Origin of the sequence: Candidatus Accumulibacter sp. ACC003, assembly GCF_907163085.1 — a bacterium.
Classification (GTDB): Bacteria; Pseudomonadota; Gammaproteobacteria; order Burkholderiales; family Rhodocyclaceae; genus Accumulibacter.
Genome location: NZ_CAJQTX010000004.1, coordinates 374,249 through 395,410, shown reverse-complemented (window position 1 = coordinate 395,410; position 21,162 = coordinate 374,249). Strand labels below are relative to the sequence as shown.

Annotated in this window: 17 protein-coding genes; 15 read left to right on the top strand and 2 right to left on the bottom strand. The window is 61.5% G+C overall.

Features of this window, described 5'->3' with window-relative positions:
* Positions 1-1,021 precede the first annotated feature (1,021 nt).
* The 8 genes from QZ656_RS08730 (at position 1,022) to QZ656_RS08695 (ending at position 9,805) form a co-directional block, all read left to right on the top strand.
* Entirely contained in the window at positions 1,022-1,591 is a 570-nt protein-coding gene (locus QZ656_RS08730) for a hypothetical protein (protein WP_291993020.1), read from the top strand.
* A gap of 537 nt (positions 1,592-2,128) precedes the next feature.
* Positions 2,129-2,485, top strand: a complete 357-nt coding sequence (locus QZ656_RS08725; protein ID WP_291993019.1) for a carboxymuconolactone decarboxylase family protein — start codon at positions 2,129-2,131, stop codon at positions 2,483-2,485.
* A 496-nt stretch (positions 2,486-2,981) separates the two neighbouring features.
* Positions 2,982-3,626, top strand: coding sequence for a DJ-1/PfpI family protein (locus QZ656_RS08720; protein ID WP_291993018.1), 645 nt, complete (start codon positions 2,982-2,984; stop codon positions 3,624-3,626).
* 125 nt (positions 3,627-3,751) lie between these two features.
* On the top strand, positions 3,752-4,606 hold the full coding sequence (locus QZ656_RS08715; protein ID WP_291993017.1) for a class I SAM-dependent methyltransferase: 855 nt from the start codon (positions 3,752-3,754) through the stop codon (positions 4,604-4,606).
* Between the two features lie 11 nt (positions 4,607-4,617).
* Entirely contained in the window at positions 4,618-6,210 is a 1,593-nt protein-coding gene (locus QZ656_RS08710) for a transporter substrate-binding domain-containing protein (RefSeq protein WP_291993016.1), read from the top strand.
* Complete coding sequence (locus QZ656_RS08705; protein WP_291993015.1) at positions 6,197-6,841, top strand: ABC transporter permease subunit; 645 nt, start codon at positions 6,197-6,199, stop codon at positions 6,839-6,841. The genes QZ656_RS08710 and QZ656_RS08705 overlap by 14 nt, the downstream gene beginning before the upstream one ends.
* A 26-nt stretch (positions 6,842-6,867) precedes the next feature.
* Positions 6,868-7,782 (top strand): amino acid ABC transporter substrate-binding protein, encoded by a 915-nt coding sequence (locus QZ656_RS08700; RefSeq protein WP_291993014.1) that lies wholly within the window; start codon positions 6,868-6,870, stop codon positions 7,780-7,782.
* A gap of 10 nt (positions 7,783-7,792) precedes the next feature.
* On the top strand, positions 7,793-9,805 hold the full coding sequence (locus QZ656_RS08695) for a PP2C family protein-serine/threonine phosphatase (protein WP_291993013.1): 2,013 nt from the start codon (positions 7,793-7,795) through the stop codon (positions 9,803-9,805).
* A 49-nt stretch (positions 9,806-9,854) separates the two neighbouring features.
* Here QZ656_RS08695 and QZ656_RS08690 read toward each other — a convergent pair whose 3' ends face one another.
* Entirely contained in the window at positions 9,855-10,367 is a 513-nt protein-coding gene (locus QZ656_RS08690; protein WP_291993012.1) for a prolyl-tRNA synthetase associated domain-containing protein, read from the bottom strand.
* Positions 10,368-10,570: 203 nt separating this feature from the next.
* Between QZ656_RS08690 and QZ656_RS08685 the strand changes: the two genes are divergently transcribed.
* The 5 genes from QZ656_RS08685 to QZ656_RS08665 all read left to right on the top strand — a co-directional run bounded on the left by QZ656_RS08685 (position 10,571) and on the right by QZ656_RS08665 (position 15,732).
* On the top strand, positions 10,571-12,400 hold the full coding sequence (locus QZ656_RS08685) for an AGE family epimerase/isomerase (RefSeq protein ID WP_291993011.1): 1,830 nt from the start codon (positions 10,571-10,573) through the stop codon (positions 12,398-12,400).
* A gap of 34 nt (positions 12,401-12,434) precedes the next feature.
* Positions 12,435-12,779 (top strand): STAS domain-containing protein, encoded by a 345-nt coding sequence (locus QZ656_RS08680; RefSeq protein WP_291993010.1) that lies wholly within the window; start codon positions 12,435-12,437, stop codon positions 12,777-12,779.
* Positions 12,780-12,781: 2 nt separating this feature from the next.
* Positions 12,782-14,902 (top strand): glycogen debranching protein GlgX, encoded by a 2,121-nt coding sequence (glgX, locus tag QZ656_RS08675; RefSeq protein WP_291993009.1) that lies wholly within the window; start codon positions 12,782-12,784, stop codon positions 14,900-14,902.
* 74 nt (positions 14,903-14,976) lie between these two features.
* Positions 14,977-15,294, top strand: coding sequence for an STAS domain-containing protein (locus QZ656_RS08670; RefSeq protein WP_291993008.1), 318 nt, complete (start codon positions 14,977-14,979; stop codon positions 15,292-15,294).
* Between the two features lie 18 nt (positions 15,295-15,312).
* On the top strand, positions 15,313-15,732 hold the full coding sequence (locus tag QZ656_RS08665) for an anti-sigma regulatory factor (RefSeq protein ID WP_291993007.1): 420 nt from the start codon (positions 15,313-15,315) through the stop codon (positions 15,730-15,732).
* A gap of 52 nt (positions 15,733-15,784) precedes the next feature.
* On the opposite strand, the gene QZ656_RS08660 is transcribed toward QZ656_RS08665, so the two are convergent.
* The gene (locus QZ656_RS08660) at positions 15,785-16,861 is read right to left on the bottom strand and encodes a tartrate dehydrogenase (RefSeq protein WP_291993006.1); all 1,077 of its coding nucleotides are present in this window, start codon (positions 16,859-16,861) and stop codon (positions 15,785-15,787) included.
* 853 nt (positions 16,862-17,714) lie between these two features.
* Between QZ656_RS08660 and QZ656_RS08655 the strand changes: the two genes are divergently transcribed.
* Positions 17,715-18,788: a Druantia anti-phage system protein DruA gene (locus tag QZ656_RS08655; RefSeq protein WP_291991588.1), complete on the top strand. Its 1,074-nt coding sequence runs from the start codon at positions 17,715-17,717 to the stop codon at positions 18,786-18,788.
* A gap of 188 nt (positions 18,789-18,976) precedes the next feature.
* The gene (locus QZ656_RS08650; protein WP_291991531.1) at positions 18,977-21,130 is read left to right on the top strand and encodes a helix-turn-helix domain-containing protein; all 2,154 of its coding nucleotides are present in this window, start codon (positions 18,977-18,979) and stop codon (positions 21,128-21,130) included.
* Positions 21,131-21,162 lie beyond the last annotated feature (32 nt).

Sequence of the window (21,162 nt, the reverse complement as noted above, 5' to 3'; positions counted from 1 at the left end):
AAGGTGCTCTTGGCCATCAGCACAGCACTCCCCTGGCATTCTTGTTGGGCAACTTGGTGACTTCGGTGCGTTCAGATTTGCCCAGCAAACAGGCATCCGAGGAAAGCAGGGTCGATGTCGTTTCGTGTGGAACGGGCCACGACCGACCTCCGCCGCTGCGCCAGAAACGCTAGTAAGCTCAGAGGCTTGGGGCTGGTTGCGGTTTTTTCGGCCAGCCCCCGAGCCCGTCCGGCGGCAAGAACTTCCCCGCCCTCGGGGGCGGGGTCAGGGGTGGGGGCGCCCGAAGGGCTCGCCACAGGCATCGGCACCGTTCCACACCAAACGACCTAAACCCGGTAATCTCGCAGGCTTGCGCCGACACCGTCGCCGTCATCGCCCGATGAATCGGGCTCCTACAGGAGGGTGGTCGGCTTTCGCGAAAAGGGCATGCAGACCCAGCCTCGTTGCTCGGTAAGAACGGCATCGGCAGCACCATCCGCAAGAACAACGCGCTACAGAATCTCTCGCTCCTGAAGAAACTCGGTCTCAGCATGACCCGCCTGGATATGACAAGACCAAAGCCAGCTTACGCCTGAAGCGCAAATCCGCCGCTTGAGATGACAATCTCGGAATGAACACACAGGGGCTTTACAGCAACGACATTCGAGTACGGAAGCTCTTCATTTTCCGAAAGCACCCAGATGAGAACGCTGGCAAGACGCCCTGGAACTTGGCAACACGGCATCCTAAAAACCTGCTCCATCAAGAAGTTGTGATCCCTCGCAAGGACCGGCAGTAGAAGGAGGCACCATGAAAATGGAAAACAAGGCCAGTTTCATTATTCACTTGGCCAACGAAAACACCATCAAGCTCGATGACCATGGTATATGCAGATCTATTTTCTCATGATAGTGAAAACAGGTCTTTCAGCTTCACGTAGCATTCCGCCGTATGGGTATTCGCGTCGCTCAAGCCGGGAACGCACGCTTCCAGGTGCCGGCCGAATGCAGCCGCCCGTCTTCCAGAACTATTCGGAGTCAATATGAAAAACAGGACGAACTATTACCAGGATCTCGCAGCCGACTATTCAAGACCCGGCCTTGTCGCGGAGTCATTGCAAAGCGACTTTATCGCGCTTGCTCTGAAGATCAACGAGATGCAGGAAGAATCGCCACCAGTGATTGGCGACGACTATACGATGTCCCAGATCGAGCAGGAGAACAAGGAGTGGTGGCCGACGCATTGCGAGGCATTGAGACAGGGCCGAGGGGACATCTTGACCGGTGAATACCGGCAAGACCTGGTTTACTTCTGCCAGGATGGACCCTATTACGGCATTGCCGAGCAAAAAGTCAGGGAACAGCATTGGTGGGCATTGATCGCCCAGCCGGGCGTCACCATGACCTGGCCCATCGTCATGTTTCACGGAGAGTACGTATGGTTCGAATGGAACTGTATCGATGACCATACCAATGAAATACTTGCAAAAGGAAGTGTTGCCTGGGCCAGGCGCGGTCATCGAGGCGGTTGCCACTTCAAAGGTGAGCAATTGACATTCTACAGAGATGTTTTTTCATCGCCGGAATTGCTGCAATTGATTACCCGCAGTTGACTGCCGAAATCCGGATTCCCGTGAGTCTGGCGGACTGGGCTTCTCATTTTCTGGAAGCCAACTGCTGATCGGCTGCCAAGGAGGCCTTGTGCCTTGTGCGCCGCGGGAATTTTTCACCCGAGGGGGTTTTTCAACGTTCAGCCTTCCATCCGATCCCTGACTCGCGGCGGCACCGCATCTATGCGACGCGACTGGCGCAGACCGCGAATTCCCTGGGGCTGGCTGCCCGGAAGGCTCGCGAGCATCTGCTGCGCTCCCTTGCCAGCAGACTCTTACCTACGACCGACTGCGAGCTTGACCCAGCTTTAACACGGCTTCTATACTCGCCACGGTCGATCATCAGCTCTCACGGCGATTCCCCGTCCTTCGAATGCGCGGATTTCGACGAAGGCACATGCCAGATGATTGCCAAGGAATGCCTCGCCTGGGTCTTCAGCCAGCTCGTTGGCGGCCGTTAACAGGTGAACACTTCACCTTCGTTCGCGACATCCTCGCGTGCGGAAAACTGTCAGACCTGATCACGAAAAGGAAGCGATTATGACCACACCCTACGCGAACGCCGTTCTCGATGACAAGGATCTCCAGGAAAAACTGGCAGCGATCAACCCGAAGTACGGTCCCTGGGTAACCCGGGTTGCTGGCGAGATGTGGGGACTGCCGCTGATCGACCAGAAAACCAAAGCCTTGATCGCCCTGACAACCGACGCTGTCAACCAGAGCCCTCTGGGGGGGCCTGGCAGCGCCTTCGCGGCACACGTCCATATTGCCCTCAATCAGGGAGCGACGCGAGACGAGATCGAAGAGTTGTTCCTGTTCCTGACGGTGTATGCCGGGTTCAACAAGATGGTTGGCTGTTTTGCTGCCCTTAATGACATCATGGAATCCAGGGCCTAGCCAAAGGCCTGGCGCGCGGCGCGGAGACCGTTGCCGGCGCGGTATGGTGAGCATCGTCCTTTCTGCGACAACCGGCAGCCTCCGTCCCGGTGTAGACGGTCGCCGGCACTTGCGCCGTCAGGGCCCGCTAGCTGAAGCGCAGAGTTGCCGATCGACCGCTCGATCTCGCGGAAATCAAAAGCGCTTTTCCGTCAGACCGCGTGCGGCGTGCCGATTCGCTCGCCGTCGACATCCCGGGCCGTACTTGCCAACGCAAGGCCTGGCGACCGGCCAGCCAGGCACGGCACGCGATCACAGCTTTCAGGCGACGTCAAGCCGCCGCTTGTGCTGGTGAGAATCGAGCCGTTTCTCGCTTTCGAATCGCTTCGTCACCAGCAACTGCCTCGCCGTCCCTGCCATCAGGGCTAGCGGCAAGAGGCTCCGCGCGGCGACCACTCACGGCAAGAATCTTCGTTTGCCATCGATAACTGAATACCCCCACTCAAGGAATCGCACCATGACCGAAGCCTCCACTCCCCCCCCTCTGCGCGGCATCGTCGGCGAACCGACCAAGGGCAAGATCGGCGTTCTCATCGAAGAACACTTCGACATGACCGAGTATCGTCTTTTCAACGAGTCCTTCCCCAAGAACGGTTATCAGGTGGTCTATCTCTCCCACCTGTGGGGCAATGCAAACCTCACCTTCGGCTCCAATCCCGACAACGGCTGGGTCGAAGAACACGTGCAGGTCGAGACCGAAATCAATGCCGTGAAAGCGGCCGATTTCAAGGGCATCATCATCATCGGCGCCTACGCCAGCGACCGCCTGCGCTACCAGGTCACGCCCCGCAAGGGAGAGGCGAATCAGGCGCCGGCGGTGGTCTTCATCCGCCAGGCGATGGCCACTCGCCAATTGAAAATCGGCACCATCTGCCATAGCCTCTGGCTGCTCTGCGCCGACCGCGCGCTGCTGAAAGGTCGCCGTGTCACTTGCGCCCACAACATCATCTGTGACGTCGAAAACGCCGGCGCCGAGGTTATCTATGGTCCCGAAGGCACGGTCGACCTGGTCGTTGACGGCGACCTGATCACCGGCAAGCATCCGGGGATAACCGAGCAGTTCATCGCCACCTTCCTGAGCGAAATCGAGAAAGGACCTTGACCCGGCATCTGCTGACCAGGCGCGCGCGCCGTCTCATTGACGGCTGGCGAAACGGCTCTGCCAACGCGGCGCTCCGCCGCGTTGGTCTTCCTGGGTTTATGTCGTTTTCCTCAGGAATGTAATCCATGCCGCCGCTAATCTCTCTCGTCGAGAGCTACGATCAGTATTTTGCCAGCCGGCTCTATGAGCAGCGATACCCGCGACCAAACCCGTCGACCTTCGCTGTCGTTGTTGGCGAAATCGACGCGCAGGGCCAGCGGGTTCTCGACGTCGGCTGCGGCAATGGCCGCTATGCCGAATCACTGCTTGAACGCAGCAACGCCAAGATTGTTGCCTGCGATGTCAGCCGGGAAGCGATCGACGAGATCTCTTCTCGATGCGCCAAGCATATCGCTTGCGGACGCCTGCGCGCCATCCATGGCGACCTTTCCCTGGTCGCAAAAAGCATTGAGCACGGCGAGAAATTCGACCTGGCGATCATGCTCTTTGGTGTCCTCGGTCACATCTATTCTCGCGCACTTCGCCGGGAGACTCTGGCCACCATCCGTGACCTGCTGCGACCGGGCGGGCGACTGGTGCTGACCGTACCCAACGCCGCCCGCCGCTTTGCGAAGCAACAGGCGGCAGCCCGGGCCCTGGTGCAGGCCGGCCATCTCGAGGCCGGCGACATTCTTTACGAGCGGACAGCCGACAAGATCGTAATGAAGATGTATTACCACCTTTACACCCTGGAAGAGCTCGTTGATGACCTCGAACAACAGGGGTTCCAGCTGATCCAGCTCGCTGCCGAGAGCTTTCTGCCGGAAAGTGGCGTCGTCAAGTCAAGCTTGCTACGAGGTCTCGACCGGATTCTGACGGCCGCCCTGTCACTGCGCTACGCCTACGGCTTTCTCGCCGTCGCCGAAGTGGCCAGTGATTCGGAGCAGAGTACGCTCGCGGCGCACGCCCTCGCACCACCGCCAGCGGCACAGGTCGGATGATCGGCGACCGTATGCGCCTGGCTGTTGGCGGCCTGCTGGCGCTGGCCGCCATTCTTTGCAGCCGCGACGCGCTGGCCGATCGCTTCGATCTGATTCAGAAGCGCGGCGTCCTGATTGCTGGCGTCAAGTCCGACTACCCTCCGTTCGGCATGCTCGACGCCAACGGCCGCCTGGTCGGCTTCGAGCCCGACCTCGCCGCCGAACTTGCTCGCCGCCTTGGCGTTCGCTTGCAACTGCTTGCTGTGAGTTCCACGAACCGGCTGCAAAAACTCCAGGACGGCGCCGTTGACGTGGTCGTCGCCACTCTCGGTGACACCCCGCAGCGCCGGCAGATTGCCACCCTGGTCGAACCCAGCTACTACGCCAGCGGCGCGACCGTCGTCACGCCGCCCAACAAGCACTTGTCGTCCTGGGCCGACCTGCGCGGCAAAAAGGTCTGCGCCACCCAGGGCGCCTACTTCAATCGACCGATGGCGCAACGCTTCCTGCTCGACCTGCAGGTCTTCAACGGCACGCGCGACACCCGGCTGGCGCTGCGCGACGGCCGCTGCGTAGCCTGGCTTTATGACGACACGGGCATCGTCGGCATTCTTGCTGACGCGGAATTGAGAAACTACGAGACGCCTCTGCCGTCGATGATGACTTCGCCGTGGGCCATCGCGCTGGCCGCCAGCGAGCGCGGATCGCGACTTGAACGAGCGGTCTCGGACGCCGTTGCCGACTGGCATCGCCGTGGTTCGCTGATCGCCATCGAGCAGCGCTGGGGAGTCAGGCCCAGCCAATTCCTGGTCGACATGGGCGAATTGTGGACCCGCCAGCAGCCCGATGGAAGCCTACTCTGCGGCCGCCTGGCCAACGGCAACTGGCCGCCCGAATGCCGTAACAAATCGCTCCTGAGTTCGGACGAAGTCCACGGCATGCAGCGTTTTGGCCTGTTGCTCAAGGAGCACGCCGGGCTCGACGTGACGATCATCCACGACGCCTACGATCGCGGCCTCTTCCTCAACGGCCTGTGGATAAGCTTGCAGCTGATGGCCTCGTGTATCGTCGGTAGTCTGGCCGTCGGCTGCCTCGGCGCACTCGCCGCCGAAGCGGGCTTCCCCTTGCTGAACGCTTTTGTGCGGCTGACCGCCGCCCTCGGCCGAATGACGCCGCCACTGCTGCTGATCTACCTGATTTTCTTCGGCGTCGGCCACATCATCGTCAGTCGTTTCGGCTGGACTTTCGACGGCGTGGCGATCGCTGTCGCCTGCCTGTCGACCTATACTGGCTGCGCCATCGTCTCGGCGCTGCTCGATGCAAGCGCCGTACTCAAGGACCAGCAGCCCGGCTTTTCACTGCGTTGGCGGACCCTCGCACAGGCGCTGCGGCTGGCGTATGCGCCGGTGGTCGCCTCGCTGATCAACGTCGTCAAAGCGACCGGCATGGCCAGCGTCATTGCCGTGCCGGAACTGATTTCGGCGGCCACCGCGATCATCGCCGAGCAGGGCAACTCCGCGGTGATGATGAACGTACTGATGGTCACCTATTTCGTGCTGGTCCTGATCGTCGTCCAGTTCTTCAATCTGCTCGAACGGAAGATTCTGCAGCGTGCGCAGCGCTGAGATCTCGGACATCCTCTGGGCATGGACGCCATTCCTGGCGGGTGGCTTCGCGTGGAACATCGTGATCTCCCTGGTGGCGATGTCGATTGGTACCCTTTTCGGCGCACTGCTGGCCCGACTGCGCCTGTCGGGGCAGAAACCGCTGGCGCACGCCAGCCTGCTGATCACCGAACTGACGCGCAACATCCCGACCTTTGTGTTCCTCTTCTACCTGGCTTTCCTGATTCCGGCCGAATTCGAAGTGGCCGGCCAGCTGTACGCGCTTCCCGCCTGGCTGAAGGCGTCGCTGGCACTTTCGGTAGCGGTAAGCGGCTTCGTCTCCGACAACCTGCTGGTGGCGCTGCAACACCAGCGAAACGGCAATCACGTGGCGGCACTGCTGTTCATTCCGAGTTGGACGACCTACCTGGTAATCATCGTTATGGCGTCGAGCACCGCCTCGGTGATTGGCGTCGGCGAAATCGTCTCGCGCAGCAACGTGGTCATTGCCGCGGTGGGCGGCGACGAAACGATGCTCTGGGTTTACACTTACGCCATCTGCTACTTTCTCGCCTTCTGCTTGCCGCTGAACTGGGCCATGGGCTACGCCAGGAAGCGCCTGCTGGCGCGTATCGGCATGCTCGCCCCGTGAGCAAGCGGCGACTCATGGGGACTACATTGAATCAAACGCTCGCAGCTCTTCGTCGCACCCTACCAAGCCTGGCGGCAGCCGCGCTGCTGGCGCTCGGCGGAGCGAATCCGGTAGCGGCGGAGCCGGTTCTCGAGCGTATTGGAAAAACCGGCGTCTTCAACGCCGGAACGCGTGCCGACGCCGTGCCGTTCGGCTACCGGACCAAGGTGGCAGGAGCAAGCGAGGAGCGACTGGTCGGCTTGTCGGTCGACCTGATCGAAGAGATCCGCAAGAGGCTGTCGAAAAAGTTCGGCCGCGAGATCGAAACCCGCTTGCACGTGACGACCCCAAGCGATCGCGAAGAGCTGGTCGCCACTCATGCCATAGACATCGAGTGCGGCATCACCACGCCCACTTGGGAACGCCAAACAAAGGTCGATTTTTCGATCCCCTTTTTCGGCAACGGCACGCGCATCATGCTGCTACGCACGACAGCAATGGGCTTCGCCGACCTGAAGGGCAAACGCATCGGCGTCGCCGCCGGCACGACGACCGCCCAGATTCTCAGGCAGCATGCGCCGGAGGCGGTGATCGTCGAGGTCCCCGACATGGCTACCGGTTTCGATCTGTTCGCGCGTGGCGAGCTCGACGGACTGTCCAACGTCGGTATCGTGCTACGCGCCATGGTCGAGGACAGCCCGCTCAAAAGCAAGGTCGTCCTGCTGCCACGAACGACGGTGCTATCGTACGAAGCCATGGCCTGCAGCCTGCCGCAGAACGACTCTGAATGGCGCGCCTTCGTCAACCACGTTTTTGCCGACCTCCTGGAAGGCGTCGACCAGTATCGTGGTGGCTATTTCGACATCTACGAAAAGTGGTTCGGACCACGCGGCGTGATCTACTTCCCGCTCGACTATACCGTCGCGCAGAGCCTGTCCGCGTCGCTCATCTGGCTGAAGTAGGGGCGGCGCCATGACTCTGCGCCGCCGACTCTTCCTGCTGGTCACGGCGATCATCGCCATCGGCCTACCGAGCGCCGCCGGGGTGTTTGCCTATGTGTCCTGGCACTCGGTTCTCGAACGGACAGAGCGCGACGGAACCGTCATCGCCCAGACACTTGCCCAATCGGTCACCTTCATCCAGCAGGTGCCGGTGGCCATCGACAAGATCATCGACAAAAATGTGCGCACACAGGCCGATATCGTCGCCCAGTTGACGCAACTGGCTCGCCAGAAAGGGACCCCCGCACAAGACATCAACGATGCTCTGCGAAGCATCGCTGCACGCAATGAGATTCCGGAAATCTGGGTCACCGACAACCGTGGCAAGCCGCTGTTCTCGTCACTCGACCATATCGATTCGAGCATCGCTGTCGACTCCGGGCTGATGCAGCAGCCAGCTTTTAAACCGCTGCTGGAAGGACTGCTGTTCAGCGTATCGACCGATCTTGAGCATCGACATCTTGACCAGAAGCAGTTGTCCTATGGCGCGGTAGAGATGCCGGATCGCAGCGGCATGGCGCTGATCGCCCGTTTGCCGAGCCGCGCCAACAAGATCATCCACAGCATCGGACTCAAGCGGATGGTCGACACGGTTCTGTCGGCGGCACTGATCGACACCATCTGGATATTCGACGACAACGTCGAGCCTCTGGCGGTCAGCTCGGTCGCCGACATCGACGCCAGCAGTACGCTGAACGACGCCGAGCGAAGCTTCGTCGAAACCGTGCTCCGCACCAGCGCACCCGCGTCTTACCTGGAAAAGGGCAGCTTCCGTAACGCCCTCTTCCAGCACGCGCTACTCTACGTCGCGGCGCCGATTTTCGGTGCCGACGGTTTGCCGAACGGCGTCGCGCTGATGCGTCTGCCGGTCAACATGGAGGCGGAAATGCATGCCTTGCTGACCGTCGGCGGCGGTGTGACGGCAGCCATGCTGTTGCTGGCCATGGCCATGGCACTGCCTTTTCTCAATCGCATCGTCAGACCGCTGTCGCAGCTGACGCTGCAAACCCATCGCCTGGTAGAGCACAACTTCGACCCGGATCAGGAGATGCACGCGCAACTGCTCAAGATATCCGAGAACCGCCAGGACGAGGTCGGCTTTCTCGGCAACGCCCTGTATTCGATGGTCACCACGCTGAAAGCCTACATCGCCGACCTCAAGGCAACGACCGCCGCCAAGGAGCGGATCGAGGGCGAGATGTCCGCCGCCCGCGATATCCAGATGGGCATGTTGCCACGCCGCTTCGGTTCGCCGCCGGACGCGCGCTTCGACCTGTATGCGGTGCTCGAACCGGCCAAGGCCGTCGGCGGCGACCTCTTCGACTTCTTTCTGCTCGACGAGCACCGCCTGTTCTTCCTGATCGGCGACGTATCGGACAAGGGCGTGCCGGCCGCGCTGTTCATGGCGGTAACCAAGACGCTGTTCACGGTCGAAGCCAAACGCGACTCGACGTCGGTCGGTGGCATCATGGCACGGGTCAATCAAACGCTCTGCGAAAACAACTCTGAAGGCATGTTCGTCACCGTCTTCGCCGGCATTCTCGACCTCCACAATGGTGAGATCAGCTGTAGCGACGGCGGCCACGAACTGCCTTTCGCCTTGCGCCGCGACGGCCGCACGGAGATGATCGCGAAGAAGAAGGGCGGCCTGGTACTGGGCTTCATGGACGATGCGGTGTACCGCGATGACGTCATTCGCCTCCTGCCCGGCGAGGCGCTGGTGATCTACACCGACGGCGTCACCGAAGCGATGAACGGCGAGCATGAACTGTTCAAGGAAGCCCGCCTGGCCGACACCCTGGCCGCGGTCTTACCCGCATCGCCGCCGCGAACGATCATCGAAGACGTCTTGACCGCCGTCAGCGCCTTCGTCAGCGGCCATCCGCAAAGCGATGACATTACATTGCTGGCGCTGCGTTGGCATGGCGCAGCCGGCAGCGAGCCGCCGGCAATAGACCAGGACGCCGCGCGTGCCAGCGACTGAGCAGTTTCACGCGGCGCCTCCGGGAACGCCGGCGGCGGCGCCCGCCGCTCTACAGGCCGGCAGTCGGCTCGGCAAGATCGATGATGCGCGGCGGGTGGCGAACGTGTTCGAGAAACGTCAACAGGTCGCCCGTCGCGATCGCCGTCGTGCGGTCATTGCGGAGCGGGTGGCAGTTGAGGATCGCGCTGTTCAGCAGGCACGTATCGAGGACCACGCAGACCTCGCCGTCGACGTCGTTGAGCACCGCAAAGGGCGATACGGCGCCGGGAATGATTCCCAGGAGCCGCGCCAGATCAGCCTCGCTGGCGAACGAAAAGCGTGGCGCCTGCAAGAGGCTGGCCACGGCCCGCAGGTCGACCCGGGTCTGCTCGAGTGCCACCAACAGCCAATAGCCGCCCTTTTTGTCCTTCAGAAACAGACTCTTGGCGTGTCCGCCCGGCAGATCGCCGCGCAGGCGCTTGCTGTCGTCTATCGTCCGCAGCGGCGGATGCTCGACGGTCGTCGTCGCGATGTTCAAGTCATCAAGCATCGTCATCAGCTGCTGGCAATCATTGGTCGGCATGGTCATTCCTAAGCAAGCACCAGGCGTCTACCCGCCGGCATCCGGCTGGCAGGCTGCCGATTGTACAGAATCATGATTTATGAATGAAAGCAAGCGCCGCGGCGCACCGGCAAATAGCAGTTGACCGCCCGTCAGAGTCACGGCTAAGGTGGGGGCACCCCTTTAGTCTGAACGGCACTTTCCCACTATCTCGAGGAGCAGTCATGACGAAGCAAGCATCTTCCTATTCAGACTCCATTGCCGGTTACGTCACGCACGCGGATCGTGCGGCCCGCAGCTTCGATCTAAAAACCAGTGACGGCAGAGAGTTTCGCGTCTATCTGACGCCGAACACCTACGCACGGATTGCCGAGAACCTCGATGACTCGTACCAGGACTGCACTTCGCGCATGGCCGAAATGCTGCAGCCCGGGCAACTGGTTTTTGCCTACTGCGTCTTCTATCCGCAAGCGGGAGAACTGCGCGCCGAGGTCAAGTCGATGGTCTTCCCGGGCGAAGGCGCCGGCGTCTATCGCCACGAGGAAGCCGACTGGTGGGTCAAGCAGATCCGTTCGATCGCCAAGAGCTACCTGCGCTGGCAGTTCGACTACCCGACACAATCGATCGACTATCGCAACTACCGCACCATCCTGCACCTGGCCGGCGGCAAGAAGGGCGATTACCTGCAGGAGACCGACACCATCTCGCGCATGGTCTACGGCATGGCGTCGGCCTACATGCTGACCGGCGAAGAGAGCTTCCTCGAAGCCGCCGAAAAAGGCACCGAGTACCTGCGCGGCCACATGCGCTTCATGGATCCCGACGAGGACCTGATCTACTGGTACCACGGCGTCCAGGTATCGGGCGACCGCGAGCACAAGCTGCTGACCTCCGAATTCGGCGACGACTTCGATTCACTACCGATGTACGAGCAGATCTACGCGCTCGCCGGCCCGACGCAGACCTATCGCATAACCGGCGACCCGCGCATCATGTACGACATCGAGAAGACGATCGAACTCTTCGACAAGTACTACAAGGACCCCGACCAGGGCGGTTACTTCTCCCATATCGACCCGATCAGCCTCGATCCCCGCTCGCCGCTGCTCGACAAGGGCAACAACCGCGCGCGCAAGAACTGGAACTCGGTCGGCGACCACGCTCCGGCGTACCTGATCAACCTCTGGCTGGCCACCGGCGACGACCGCTACGCCGACTTCCTGGCGGAAACCGCCGACACCATCGTCGAGCACTTTCCCGACTATGAGCATTCGCCCTTCGTCCAGGAGCGCTTTCACGAAGACTGGAGCCACGACAGCGCCTGGAACTGGCAACAGGACCGCGCGGTGGTCGGCCACAACCTGAAGATCGCCTGGAACCTGATGCGTATCCACAGCATCCGCCCCAACGACGATTACGTTGTACTTGCCGAGAAAATCGCCCAGCTGATGCCCGACGTCGGCTCCGATCAGCTTCGTGGCGGCTGGTACGATGTCGTCGAGCGCACCCTGGCCGCCGGCGAGGAGGAGCACCGCTTCGTCTGGCACGACCGCAAGGCGTGGTGGCAGCAGGAGCAGGCGATCCTCGCCTACCTGATTCTCGAGGGCTGCCTTGGCAAGGAGGACTACCAGAAGCACGGTCGCGAAGCGGCCGCCTTCTACAACGCCTTCTTCCTCGACCACGACGACGGCGCGGTCTATTTCAACGTCCTTGCCAACGGCCTGCCCTACCTGCTCGGCAACGAGCGCCTCAAGGGCAGCCACTCAATGAGCGCCTATCACTCGACCGAACTGTGCTACCTCTCGGCGACCTATATCAACCTGCTGATCAAAAAAGAAACGATGTGCCTGTACTTCAAGCCGCGGCCGGACGGTTTCCCCGACCGAATCCTGCGCGTTGCCCCGGACATCCTGCCCAAAGGCAGTGTCCGCCTGACCGCCGTGGAAATCGACGGCAGGCCCTACACGGCCTTCGACGCCGACAATCTGTCGGTGCAGTTGCCCGATTCGCGCCAGGATGTGCGGGTCAAGGTGACCCTGACACCCGTCAAATAGCTGCCCGTCAATTCCAGCAAAAGGATTCAAGCCCATGTCTATCGAGGTAGAAGCATTCCCGCGCGACGGGACGACCGTCGTCGCCGTCGCCGGCGAGATAGACGGCAGTTCAGCGCCCAGTCTACACGACAAGATCCTGCCGCTGCTGCAGGCGGACTGCGCCGTCGTCCTCGACCTCGCCGGCGTCAGCTACATGTCCAGCGCCGGCCTGCGGATGCTGCTCCTGCTCTACCGAAAGGCGACCGCAAACCATGGCCGCGTCGCTCTCGCCGGGCTCGCCGAGTCGATCAGGGACACCATGGAGATCACCGGCTTTCTCAAGTTCTTCACCGTGGCGAGCAGCGTCGAAGAGGCGCTGGCAACGCTCAAAGAGGGGTGAGCATGGATAGCCGCATCGATTTCTATCCGACGCACCAACACGGCGCTTACAGGCTGCGTCCGGGACGCGTTTCCCCCTTCGGAACGACGCTGGTGCCGGGCGGCGTCAACTTCGCCATCAGCTCGGGCCACGCCACCTCGTGCACCCTGGTGCTCTTCGAAAAAGACGCGCCCGAACCGCTGGTGGAGATCCCTTTCCCGCCGTCCTTTCGTATCGGCAATGCCTGGTGCATGATCGTTTTCGATCTCGACTGCGAGCGCATCGAGTACGGCTACCGCATGGAAGGCCCCTGGGATCCCGGTGCCGGACACCGCTTCGACGCGAGCAAAATCCTTCTCGACCCGTACGCCAAGGCGATCGGCGGGCGCACCGTCTGGGGTCAGCCTCCCGACTGGAACAACAAGTTCCCGCACCGCGGCCGACTGATCTTCGATGACTTCGACTGGGAAGACGATCGCCCACTGGAAACACCACTCGCCGACCTGGTGATCTACGAACTGCACACGCGCAGCTTCACCGCCCACCCATCCGCCGGCGTCAAGCACCCCGGCACCTTCGCAGGCCTCATCGCCAAGATCCCCTATTTCAAAGAGCTGGGGGTGAACTGCGTCGAATTGATGCCGATCTTCGAATTCGACGAGTTCGAGAACAGCCGTCCCAATCCGGTCACCGGCGAGACGATGTACAACTACTGGGGCTACAGCACCGTCGGCTTCTTCGCCCCCAAGGCCGGCTACGCGGCCACCGGCCCCTTCGGCATGGAGGTAGACGAGCTCAAGAATCTGATCAAGGAGTTGCACCGCAACGGCATCGAAGTCATGCTCGACGTGGTGTTCAACCACACCGCCGAAGGCAATGAGCGAGGTCCGACGCTGTCTTTCCGGGGCATCGACAACCAGACCTACTACATGCTGACGCCCGAAGGCTACTACTACAACTTCAGTGGCTGCGGCAACACGCTCAACTGCAACAGCCCGGTAGTGCGCAACATGGTTCTCGACTGCCTGCGCTACTGGGCGGCCGAATATCATATCGACGGCTTCCGCTTCGACCTGGCGTCGATCCTCGGACGCGCGCCCAGCGGCGCCCCCTTGTCCAATCCGCCGCTGCTCGAAAGCCTGGCCTTTGACCCGGTGCTCGCCAAGTGCAAGCTGGTCGCCGAAGCCTGGGACGCTGGCGGCCTGTATCAGGTCGGATCGTTTCCTGCCTACGGACGCTGGGCCGAGTGGAACGGCAAGTATCGCGATGACATCCGCCGCTTCCTGAAAGGCGACGACGCGATGGTTCCGGTGATGGCCGAACGCATCCAGGGCTCGCCCGACCTCTACGGCTGGAACGAACGCGGTCCGACGGCGTCGATCAATTTCATCACCTGCCACGACGGCTTCACGCTTCATGATCTGTTCGCCTACAACGACAAGCACAACGACGCCAACGGCGAACAGAATCGTGACGGTGGCAACGACAACCATAGCTGGAACTGTGGCGTTGAAGGCGAAACCGACGATCCGCAAGTCAATGCCCTGCGCCAACGCATGAGCAAGAATGCGCTGGCCATCCTGCTGATGAGCCACGGCATACCGATGCTCCTGATGGGCGATGAACTGGGTCGCACGCAGCGTGGCAACAACAACACCTACAGTCATGACAACGACCTGAACTGGGTCGACTGGACGCTGCGCGAACGCAACGTTGAACTGTTCAACTTCACGCGCCAGATGATCGCCCTGCGCAAGGCGCACCCGCTGTTGCGCGCCGGCGAGTTTTTCGGGACCAACGGCTCGCCGGCCGATATCATCTGGCACGGCACGCGCGCGTGGAAGGCCGACTGGTCGGACGCCTCGCGCGCCCTGGCCTGCATGCTCCGCGAGCGGCAGGCCGGACAAGACGGCAATACGACGCCGGTACTGTACATGGCGATCAACAGTTTCTGGGATGCCCTGTCTTTCGAACTACCCGAACTGCCCAAGTGCTATCACTGGCACCTGTTCGCCAACACCAGCTTGCCCGCCCCCGATGACATCCATCAACCCGGCCAGGAAATCGCGCTCGAAGAGGACTTGCAGAGTTTTCTGGTGGGCGGACGCGCGCTGGTGATACTGATCGGACGCCCGCGGCCTTGATGTAGGCCCTGGTGAAGCTCGTAGACTTCGTAGCGTAGACCTGACAATTTGATCAATCCGTGGAGACAATAAACATGACGTTCAGCACAAGTGTGGAAATGAAGGGCCGCGAGGCATGGATCACGCTCGAAGGCGAACTCGACGCCGCGGTGGCCGGAGAATTCCGTCAGGCCATCGAGGAGATCGCCCCGCAAAAACCCGAGAAACTCGTGCTATTCACCAGCAAACTGCAATTCATGGCCAGCGCCGGCCTGCGCGTACTGGTTTTTGCCAAGCAGCAAATGGGGCGTGAAGTCAGCATCTACGTCGTCGGCGCCAGCGGACCGGTTCTCAACACGCTGTTGCTGAGCGGTTTCGACCAGTCCGTCTACCTGCAGGAAAGCTACCCCTAAGCTGACGCGTTCCTGCCGATGACCAGACACAGCATTCCAGCCAACCTGGCGGCGCTCTCGTCGATCCGCCAGCTGGTCACCCAGGCCTGCCAGGAAGCGGGCCTGAGTGAAGCGGCGAGCTATCGTCTAACGCTGGCCGTCGACGAGATTGCCACCAACATCATCACCCACGGCTACCAGGAACACGGCGCGACGGGAGACATCGCGATCACCATCGAGCGCACCGACCACCACCTGACCGTCATACTCGAGGATACGGGCGTCGCTTATGACCCCCGCGAGCAAGGCATGCCGACCGCCGACGACCTCGACAAGCCGCTGTCCGATCGCGAGATCGGCGGCCTGGGAGTCTTTCTCGCGCTGCAAGGCGTCGATCGCTTTGACTATCAACGCCGCAACGCGGTCAACCGCAACACCCTCGAGGTAGATCTGCCCTGATCAGCGCGGGCTGAAACCCGAGGCAGCGCGCTCTGCCTGATTCGCTCTCGAATCAGAGCGCGTCGACGATCGCCCCGCCGACGTCGCTGGTGCTGGCGGTGCCACCCATATCGGCTGTCCTCGGGCCGTTCACCAGCACCCTCTCGATGGCACGCAGAATGGCGTCGTGCGCGGCGCCATGGCGAGCATCGCCCTGCCCCAGGAAGTCGAGCATTATCGCTCCAGACCAGATCATGCCGATCGGGTTGGCGATGTGGCGTCCGTAGATGTCCGGCGCCGAACCGTGGACGGGTTCGAACAGCGACGGAAAGTCGCGCTCGGGGTTGAGGTTGGCCGACGGCGCAATGCCGATGGTGCCGGCGCAGGCCGGACCGAGATCGGAGAGGATGTCGCCGAAGAGGTTGGACGCGACGACCACGTCGAAGCGCTCGGGGCTGAGCACGAAACGGGCGCAAAGGATGTCGATGTGGTACTTGTCGCAGCGCACTGTCGGATAGGCAGCCGCCATGGCTTCGACCCGCTCGTCCCAGTACGGCATGCTGATCGCCATGCCGTTCGACTTGGTAGCCGACGTCAGGTGTTTCTTCGGGCGACGCTGCGCCAGCTCGAAGGCGTACTTCAGAATGCGGTCCACGCCCCTGCGGGTAAAGATCGATTCCTGTAGCACGGTTTCTCTTTCGGTGCCTTCGAAAATCCGCCCGCCGACCGCCGAGTACTCGCCCTCGGTGTTTTCGCGGACCACGTAGAAGTCGATGTCGCCGACCTGGCGGCCGGCCAGAGGACAGGGAACGCCGGGCATCAGGCGGACGGGACGGAGATTCACATACTGGTCGAAACGGCGCCTGAACTTGAGCAAGGACCCCCACAGCGAGATATGGTCCGGCACCTTGTCGGGCCATCCGGCAGCGCCGAAGTAGATGGCGTCAAAATCCTTGAGCTGCTCGAACCAGTCCGCCGGCATCATCTCGCCGTGCTCTAGGTAGTAGTCGCAGTTGGCCCAGTCCATGGTCGTGAACTGCAGATCGAAGCCGAACTTGCCGGCGGCGGCTTCGAGCACGCGCAAGCCTTCGGGCATTACTTCCTTGCCGATACCGTCGCCGGCAATGACGGCGATTTTATGCGTGGTCATGATGCCCTCCGTGTTTGTTGGCGCTTCCCCGCAAACCGTCGCACGCTTCAGGACGGCTCGAGGAAGTTACCATAGGCGACAGTGATCGGGCTGTCGGCGTCAGCCTGCTGCGCCGTGACAGCGAATATCGGCCACCGGCAAGGCGCGCCAAACGAAGTGCCATACGACGTCCCACGGCACGCTTTCCAAGCGCTCGTCCTGCGGACGAAAGACGATTGGCGAGTTGGGCTTCGAGCGGCTGTTACCGGGAGATTCCCCTGGTCGCTTGGGGAGGAATTGACGATGCTGCGGGCAGCTCGTTCAGGCAGCGTCGAAGTCGATTTGGCTCTGGCCCGCGAGCCTGCAGCCTACTGGATTGCTTCGCCGCGCTCGCAATGACGGCCATGCCGGCGACGCCGCTAGCCGCCCGACACCGTCACTGCCAGCGCGCAGCGACGCGGCAGTCCAGAGCCCACTTACTGATCAGGCAACGCTGGAACGTGATTCAGCGCCTGCGGCATCTTGCCGATGGCGAGCAATCCAATCAACCAGCAAACCTACGCCTGGCGAAGCCAAGCAGGCAAGCATAAAAACGATGGCTGAAGCCGCGCCCAAAACCGAGATTCCCGCTTCCACTTTCCTTCTCCTTCGAATCTTGAAAGTCAAACATCTGCGCTCAGCCAACCCGGTAGTTACAGACAGCTGTTACTGATACGCGACCACTGATATCGGGTAGCTTCAAGCTGACTCTATTCCGTCAATATTCTGCCGGCAAATGGACAGGGTGGATTTGTCCTCTCAGGCAACGCACGGGCAATCAAGCAGTTAGTTCTTCCCCCTGGACATCTGCGCCGGAAGTCCGTATAAATGGCGCATGGAAAGCGTTCTTGGTGCATTGCGTGTTCGCTTGGTGGGCAAGAGCGAAGAGGCTCGCTATCGGGAGTTGATGGCAGAGCATCACTACCTGGGCGACCTGGCGAAGATCGGGCACACGCTTTGGTACGTGGCCACCTACGGCGAAAAGTGGACGGCCCTGCTGAGTTTCTCTGCGGCGGCCTGGAAATGCGGCGTTCGTGACCGCTGGATCGGCTGGGACTATCGGCATCAGTACGATCGCTTGGGCCTGGTCGCCAACAACAGTCGCTTTCTGATCCTTCCCGATTGGCATTACCCCAATCTCGGCTCCAAGGTGCTCTCGCTGTGCGAGCGACGGGTCGCCGAGGATTGGCAGGCGCATTTCGGGAAGCCGCTGTTACTGCTGGAGACCTTTGTGGACCCCTCGCGCTTCCAGGGGACCGTCTATCGCGCCGCGAACTGGACGCCTCTGGGGCTGACGCAAGGCTTTCGCCGCACCCGAGAAGGCTACAGCGCCCACCCGACGTCGCCCAAAGTTGTCTTTGTTCGCCCCTTGCAGGCGGACGCTCGCGGCCAACTTTCCCGCTCGATACTCAACCCCCGCTATCGCACAGGAGCGCCCAGGATGATGCTCACCGCCGAACAGATGCGCACGCTTCCCGATTTCTTTGCCGGCATCGCCGACCCGCGGCGCGCGCAAGGAAGGCGTCACCCCCTTCCTGCCGTTCTGGCCATCGCCACGGCGGCGGTCTTGTGCGGAATGCGGGGCTACAAAGCCATCGCCGGGTGGGCCAAAGACCTCACACCGAAAGCACGCGAGCGTTTCCGCTGTCGTCGCGAGAAGGGCGTTTACCGCGTACCCAGCGAGTTCATCATTCGTGACGTCCTGATCCGTGTCGATCCCATGGCGCTCGATCAAGCGTGTCAGCAGTGGAACAAGGCCTATGCTCAAGACGACCCCAGTCTGGCGGTCGACGGCAAGACCATGCGCAATGCCCATGACGAGCACGGTCAGCAAGCACACATCATGAGCGTGGTCGGGCATCAGACCGGCGTGTGTCACACCCAAAAAAAGTCGGCACCTTGCCCGTAAATGCAGATTTCCTGATCCCGGCCGGGAATGTAGGTAGAATTCCGGAATTGCACGTGGCACTTTATTTTGACGGCCATGATTTTCTTATGGCATAAACCAAGCTTCGCTAGGAGTGCAAGGAGGAGCAGACGTTGAGGCAATCGTGGCTTCCAGGGTTTCCGGATGGTGCGCAGAAAGTGGGAGAAGGGTTGGCGATTCTGGAGAAGGATGGCCAAGCGATCTACTTTGTTGGGGGAGACAATTACTTCTCGCACCCCGTAGGAGACGACGCTGGCCGCAGGTTCGCTCTGACCAGCCTGATGGAGAACGGGCACGTCAAGGCGGTCGAACTGGAAAGGCCACCGCTGTGCATCCCGCACCGCACGCTGATGAACTGGGTGGGACAAAGCCGCAAAGCCGGGCCATCGTCTTTCTTTCGACCGGCGGCGGCGAGCCGGCCGCGGATCATGACGCCGGACAAGAGTGCCGAATGCGCGCGGCTGTTGAGCGAGGGAAAGCGTCCTGCCGAAGTGGCACGGCAGGTGGGCGTCCAGGAGTCGACGCTGCGCAAGGCGATCCGGCGCCAGGGCGTGCCGCAGTTGGCCGCCTTGCCGCAAGAGGCAGGGGAGTTGGAAGCGGCGAGCACCAAGAGTGAGCGCAGCCGGGCGGATGCGGAAGCCGCCGCGGGGATGGGCACCGCCTGCACGCGCGCCGACGAGCGGATCCAAACGGCGCTGGGATTGGCGACCGGTGCGACGACGCGCTTCGAAGCGAGCCACGATGTGGCGATGGGGGGGCTGTTGGCCGGCTTGCCGGCCTTGTGCGCGAACGGGCTACTGACCGGCCTGGATCGCCATCTCAAGCTGCCCCGGGGATTCTACAGCGCCTTGCACATCCTTCTCGTCCTCGGCTTCATGGCCCTGGGGCGAATCAAGCGGCCGGAACATCTGCGACAAACCTCGCCCGGAGAACTCGGCAAAGTCATCGGCCTGGACCGGGTACCGGAAGTCCGCACCCTGCGGGAAAAGGTCCATCTGCTGGCCAAGACGGGTGACCCGGCAGCCTGGATGCGGGATCTCGCGAAGCTCTGGATGGAAAGCGAGCCAGAAGAAGCGGGTTACCTGTATGTCGATGGTCATGTTCGGGTGTATCACGGCGAGCAGGCCAGGCTGTCGAAGCGCTACGTCTCGCGCGAACGCCTGTGCCTGCGGGGCACCACCGACTACTGGGTTAACGATGCCCTGGGTCGCCCGTTCTTTGTGGTTTCGCAGCCGCTCAATGACGGACTCGCCGAGACCCTGCTCAAGGACATCGTCCCCCAACTGCTGGAGATTGTCCCGGGACAGCCGACGCCGGCCGAACTGGACGCCGACCCGACCCTGCACCGGTTTGTCATGGTCTTCGATCGGGAAGGGGCCACCCAGAGTCTCCTCGGCAGACTCTGGAAACAGCGCATCGGCGCACTGACCTACCGCAAGAACGTCAAGGACCTCTGGTCCGAAGAGGTGTTTCAGGAACAGGAAGTCCATCTGCCGGCAGGCGGCAGCACCGGGATGAAACTCGCCATGCGCGAAACCCGACTCGGCACAGGCGATGGCAGCCTGGCCGTGAGCGAAGTTCGTCGGCTGACCCAGACGGGACATCAAACAGCCGTGATCACGACCGCCCGGCAACTCGGAAACACCACCATCGCTGGGCGGATGTTCGCCCGTTGGTGCCAGGAAAACTACTTCGCGTACATGATGGAACATTATGATATTGATGGGCTTATCGAGTACGGAGACGAATCTCTTCCCGGCACTCACCAGGTCGTTAACCCCCGCTGGCGGGAACTCGACAAGGCCGTCAGGCAAACCCGCCAGAGCGAAAGAAAACTGCAGGCCGCAATCGCCAGGACGGCCTTGAACGACGGCGGCGAAATCCAGAAAAACGCCGAGTCTGTCGAAGCACTGCAGGCCGTTCAGGAGGAGCTCAAGCGACTTTGCGCGGCGCGCAAGGCAAGCCCCCGAAAGGTGACGATCGACAGTCTGCCCGAGGCCGAGCGACCGACCCAACTGCCGCCGCTGAACAAGATGCTCTGCGATACCGTGAAAATGGTCGCCTACCGGGCCGAGACCGCCATGGTGGCGCTATTGCGCCGCCACTTGAAGAAGGAGGACGACGCACGTGCGCTCATTCGCGAATTGTTCGTTTCTTCCGCTGACATCGAACCGAACGCGCTAGCCAACACCCTGACCATCAAAATTCACCGGATGGCCAGCCCAGCTCATGATCGCGCTATCGCCGCGCTCCTCGAGGAACTCACCCTGCAAGATTTTCCGCATCCGGAAACCGGGGCAAGAATGACCTTCACTCTTGTCTGAAGTGCCAACCCGGTTTCCTCCGAGATCAGGAA

Excerpts from the sequence above, each read along its gene's own strand:
- QZ656_RS08730 (WP_291993020.1), top strand. The coding sequence starts at position 1,022 with ATGAAAAACAGGACGAACTATTACCAGGATCTCGCAGCCGACTATTCA.
- QZ656_RS08725 (WP_291993019.1), top strand. The coding sequence starts at position 2,129 with ATGACCACACCCTACGCGAACGCCGTTCTCGATGACAAGGATCTCCAG.
- QZ656_RS08720 (WP_291993018.1), top strand. The coding sequence starts at position 2,982 with ATGACCGAAGCCTCCACTCCCCCCCCTCTGCGCGGCATCGTCGGCGAA.
- QZ656_RS08715 (WP_291993017.1), top strand. The coding sequence starts at position 3,752 with ATGCCGCCGCTAATCTCTCTCGTCGAGAGCTACGATCAGTATTTTGCC.
- QZ656_RS08710 (WP_291993016.1), top strand. The coding sequence starts at position 4,618 with ATGCGCCTGGCTGTTGGCGGCCTGCTGGCGCTGGCCGCCATTCTTTGC.
- QZ656_RS08695 (WP_291993013.1), top strand. The coding sequence starts at position 7,793 with ATGACTCTGCGCCGCCGACTCTTCCTGCTGGTCACGGCGATCATCGCC.
- QZ656_RS08690 (WP_291993012.1), bottom strand. The coding sequence starts at position 10,367 with ATGCCGACCAATGATTGCCAGCAGCTGATGACGATGCTTGATGACTTG.
- QZ656_RS08685 (WP_291993011.1), top strand. The coding sequence starts at position 10,571 with ATGACGAAGCAAGCATCTTCCTATTCAGACTCCATTGCCGGTTACGTC.
- QZ656_RS08680 (WP_291993010.1), top strand. The coding sequence starts at position 12,435 with ATGTCTATCGAGGTAGAAGCATTCCCGCGCGACGGGACGACCGTCGTC.
- glgX (WP_291993009.1), top strand. The coding sequence starts at position 12,782 with ATGGATAGCCGCATCGATTTCTATCCGACGCACCAACACGGCGCTTAC.
- QZ656_RS08670 (WP_291993008.1), top strand. The coding sequence starts at position 14,977 with ATGACGTTCAGCACAAGTGTGGAAATGAAGGGCCGCGAGGCATGGATC.
- QZ656_RS08665 (WP_291993007.1), top strand. The coding sequence starts at position 15,313 with ATGACCAGACACAGCATTCCAGCCAACCTGGCGGCGCTCTCGTCGATC.
- QZ656_RS08660 (WP_291993006.1), bottom strand. The coding sequence starts at position 16,861 with ATGACCACGCATAAAATCGCCGTCATTGCCGGCGACGGTATCGGCAAG.
- QZ656_RS08655 (WP_291991588.1), top strand. The coding sequence starts at position 17,715 with ATGGAAAGCGTTCTTGGTGCATTGCGTGTTCGCTTGGTGGGCAAGAGC.